Raw genomic sequence first — 3,631 nt, forward strand, 5'->3', positions numbered from 1 at the left:
CTGGGCTGATGCTGCCGTCCATTCACCTGAAGGGCCACTGGCTGGAAGAAGTCGGGTTTGGGACGGGCACGCCGGTTAATGCAGGACTGTCTGATTATTACCCGGCAGGAGCCGCAGCCGGAACCGGCAGAGCCGGAGGTGGTGACCACGCTGAAACGGGCCTGCAAGAAGCTGTCGGCCCGTAAACAGCGCGAGATAGCGGCATATATTGAGCTGGTTGCCACGCCACAGAAGCGAGCGCGAAAGATCCCGGAAGGGATGGTTGAGTGGCGCAGTCTGGGTTAACTCACTGGTTATAAAGTAAAAATCCCAGCCGGTTGGCTGGGATTTTTTGTTAATTACCTGCTATCCATACTTCATTTATCCAGTTGGCTAAATTAGGCCATTGATCATTACTGTAACCATCTGTTGTCCAGTACCTGATTGTTCCTTCAGGAGTAATACAGTAATAGCTACCATTATCTTCACAGATAGGTAACCAGCCATGTGGTAACCCCTGCTGTCGTGCATCAGCTAAAGCCGAGGCCAATTCGCCATAATATGTATTATCTTTTGTTAAAGATAAAAGCTCTATAGTTCCATAAAATATATTACCGACTCTCTTAAGCGATTTTTTGTAATCCACTGGAAAGGTAAATCCAGTTTTTTTTTCATACTCAGATATCAGATAATCATCTGGCAAAGGTAAATTGTTTCTTTCATCGCCAGATAACGTTATTAAATTATTGATAGCATCATCTAAATCATCTTTCATAATTAATCCTATTTAAAGTCATTAGCTCTCTGTCTCCAGTAGTCAGAACGCCACTTATTGAACTCTGAGCGATTAATTCCTGAAGGTATACTGTTATCATTAATATGTATAACCTTATGATTATCCTTATGAAAAATCTGAGTCACTTCTGCTATCGGGCCATCCTGCTTTTGTAGCATGTGGTGCAAGTTAACAGGTTTTCCATCGGTACCAACTGGAGCGCGACCAATTTGCATCAACTCTAAGTTTGTCTTTCCTGACTTAGGATCGACATATTTAGGATCAAACAGATCGTTCCTCTGATAAACTTTGTTCCCATTGATATTAACCGGATCAGCGCTCCAGTACTTACGTTCCTGTCCAAAATAGTTAACCGAGCTGACTTCATTACTGGCTTTATTAATCAGCTTCGATGCTTCAGCAACATCGCCTTTTTTCAGCGCCGCTCTTGCTGCCTTAAATATCTTGCCAGCAATCCGTTCACCCGGAATGACTGAAGCAACAGCTTCAAGATATCCAAGCGCACTTTCTGCTTCCGCCACGCTTTTCAACGTACCCACTACCGGCACAAAATCCAGACCGAGAGACACTGCCCCTGCAACCATTTCCTGCCGGTAAGCTTCCAGTCTGACAGAGCACGCTTCTGCACTCAGCCCTGCACACTGCTCTTTTTTAATCTCTTCGAGCGTTTCTTCATTGCGCTCTCTGGCAATCTGTTGCGGTGATTTGCCTGCGGCCAGAGCATCAGTGAGGTCGGACAGCGCATTATTCTCTACATCATTTTATTAAGGTATTCCACTGAACGGATATATATGGTTTCAATCTAACCTCCATCTGAGTTACGGTTTCGCCAAGGGTAATATCAGATGACAGATATTCACCTCTTATTTCGCTATTAATTTCAAAACATCTTACACCTTCGCTAAGGTGTTGAGATATTCTCTCCCCGTTAAACTCGATGATAGTTTGTATCCATCCCTCCAAGGCAGCATATGAAAAAATCAACTTCATGCCATTACTATCGGTATAGGCGTATCCATAGTGATGGTCCATTTCATTAGCAAAAAAAGGCTCACTTTCAAAAAATGACAAAAGATCTATAGAGTCTGGATATTTTTCTATGAAAGTCATTTTTTGCCATCCTTCGGTATTGTAGTAATAAATCGACGTGAGCCATCATCCATGATTTGGAATGATGTTTCTAGCTTAGCCGCCTTACCTGATGGCCCCATGAGCATTGACTCCCTAACTTCAAATTTACCAAATTGATTAGAATAAACATTAACTATATTTCCTGATGTTTTAGGAACCTGAGAAATATGCTCCATTATTAACTTAGCTCCTGCATCATCTAAAGGTATACCAAGACGATACATCGATTGGGCTAATTGGGTTGAGCGGGGCGTGTTATGAGCACTACTGTTAACCTCCCCAAACAGATATTTCAATTTGTCTGGTTCTATGATGACATTGGTTTTCGCAGCCTGTTGATCAAGCACCGAATAATTCTGCTTTGAGTTAAGATTAACTGTATCTTTCGAGTTCTGAGAAATACGATCTAGCGCTGCTTTTTCTGCCTCGACTACAGAAGAGCTTCCTTTTGCGGCTGAACTGCTTCCCTTCATCCCATATGCCGCGCCACCAATCGCCGCTGTGGTGTGAACAAACGCCATTCCATCATACAGACTCGCGGCCGTTTCCTTACTCACGTCCCAGTTTTCAGCAATGCGACCAATATCTGCCTCGCGCTGCGCTTTCGCATCCGCGCTTGCATACTGCCACATCTGTCCGTCAACCTGTTTCGCGCCGTCTGCATACACGCTCCGCATGGTGCCGACATACTGGCCATCCATCTGCTCGTCGTAGCTCTTCGCCATCGCCGACAGTTCCTGCCGCATTCCCTGACAGGCTGTTGATGAAAGATTTTTACAGGCGGAGTCCAGCGCCGCATCAAATGCCTTATCTTTTGCGTTCAGGTCGCTGACAAGCTTCTCTGCCTGCTGCTTTTTCTCACCTTCCAGATACGGTAACGACCATTTCGCATCCTGACGTTTCTTCTCATCCTGAGCATTTAACGAGTTATTCTCGACCGCATTCTTCCCGGCCTGCGCACCGGTAGTGGTGGCCGCCGTACTGTTACCCGCAAGCCCCCCCGCAAGACCTGCCGCCAGCGTACTCATCAGGCTCAGCTCATGGCGCTCCTCCTCGCTCAGCCCAGCAACTTTCTCCGCCGAATCAGCGCCGTAAAGATGCTCTGCAATAAACCGCCCTGCCAGCTCGCCACTGAAGGCTCCCGCCGCACCCGCTCCGGCGTTCCCGCCCGACATCTGTGCCGCCACCGCGCCCCACACCGCATGCGCCGCCGCATTGGCCGCCACGTTCACATGATTGTTTTCGTCGGTGGTCTGCTGCCTGATAACCTGCGCCACCCACGGGTTGAGACCGCCTGCCGCTGCCTGCATGGCGTTGCCGCCCACCAGCCCGCTCAGGATACCGCTCACGGACTGTGTCACCATCTGGTACTTGCCGCCGGTGCCGTAGTCGCGCTGCGCTGTTCTGTACGCCGCGCTTTCGCGCAGTTCCTTCGCGGTGCCTGTCACACCCTTATTCTTCGCCGCTTCCAGCCCCCTGACATCGCCCAGCGTCTGGACGATGCTCACCATCTGACCCGCTATCTCACCCGCCATCTGCGCCATCTGCAGCCGCTTCTGCTCTTTCTCCTTATCGAAAATGGGCGCGATGCTGCCGTTGGCATGGTCCGTGTCACGGCTCAACCCTGCCAGATCCTGCTCCTGGCTGGCCTGGTCGCGGATAATAATGGTGCCTTCTGCCACCGCCGCCTGCGTGGTGCCTTCGGCATGCCCACTGCCGCCCAGA

The 3,631-nt window shown here is 49.1% G+C and carries 5 protein-coding genes; 1 reads left to right on the forward strand and 4 read right to left on the reverse strand.

What is annotated here, in order from left to right:
* Window positions 1-8 precede the first annotated feature (8 nt).
* On the forward strand, window positions 9-185 hold the full coding sequence (locus AAH446_RS19495) for a SymE family type I addiction module toxin (protein ID WP_342908331.1): 177 nt from the start codon (window positions 9-11) through the stop codon (window positions 183-185).
* Window positions 186-334: 149 nt separating this feature from the next.
* On the opposite strand, the gene AAH446_RS19500 is transcribed toward AAH446_RS19495, so the two are convergent.
* The 4 genes from AAH446_RS19500 to AAH446_RS19515 all read right to left on the reverse strand — a co-directional run.
* Window positions 335-754: an SMI1/KNR4 family protein gene (locus AAH446_RS19500; RefSeq protein WP_342908327.1), complete on the reverse strand. Its 420-nt coding sequence runs from the start codon at window positions 752-754 to the stop codon at window positions 335-337.
* 8 nt (window positions 755-762) lie between these two features.
* Window positions 763-1,359, reverse strand: coding sequence for an HNH/ENDO VII family nuclease (locus AAH446_RS19505; protein ID WP_342908328.1), 597 nt, complete (start codon window positions 1,357-1,359; stop codon window positions 763-765).
* 172 nt (window positions 1,360-1,531) lie between these two features.
* Window positions 1,532-1,885 (reverse strand): hypothetical protein, encoded by a 354-nt coding sequence (locus tag AAH446_RS19510; protein ID WP_342908329.1) that lies wholly within the window; start codon window positions 1,883-1,885, stop codon window positions 1,532-1,534.
* On the reverse strand, window positions 1,882-3,631 hold a 1,750-nt coding region (locus AAH446_RS19515; RefSeq protein WP_342908330.1), incomplete at its 5' end, for a VENN motif pre-toxin domain-containing protein. The genes AAH446_RS19515 and AAH446_RS19510, both read right to left, overlap by 4 nt.

The organism is Erwinia psychrophila, from assembly GCF_039023475.1.
In the GTDB taxonomy this organism is placed as follows: Bacteria; Pseudomonadota; Gammaproteobacteria; order Enterobacterales; family Enterobacteriaceae; genus Erwinia.

Excerpts from the sequence above, each read along its gene's own strand:
- AAH446_RS19500 (WP_342908327.1), bottom strand. The coding sequence starts at position 754 with ATGAAAGATGATTTAGATGATGCTATCAATAATTTAATAACGTTATCT.
- AAH446_RS19510 (WP_342908329.1), bottom strand. The coding sequence starts at position 1,885 with ATGACTTTCATAGAAAAATATCCAGACTCTATAGATCTTTTGTCATTT.
- AAH446_RS19495 (WP_342908331.1), top strand. The coding sequence starts at position 9 with ATGCTGCCGTCCATTCACCTGAAGGGCCACTGGCTGGAAGAAGTCGGG.
- AAH446_RS19505 (WP_342908328.1), bottom strand. The coding sequence starts at position 1,359 with ATGGTTGCAGGGGCAGTGTCTCTCGGTCTGGATTTTGTGCCGGTAGTG.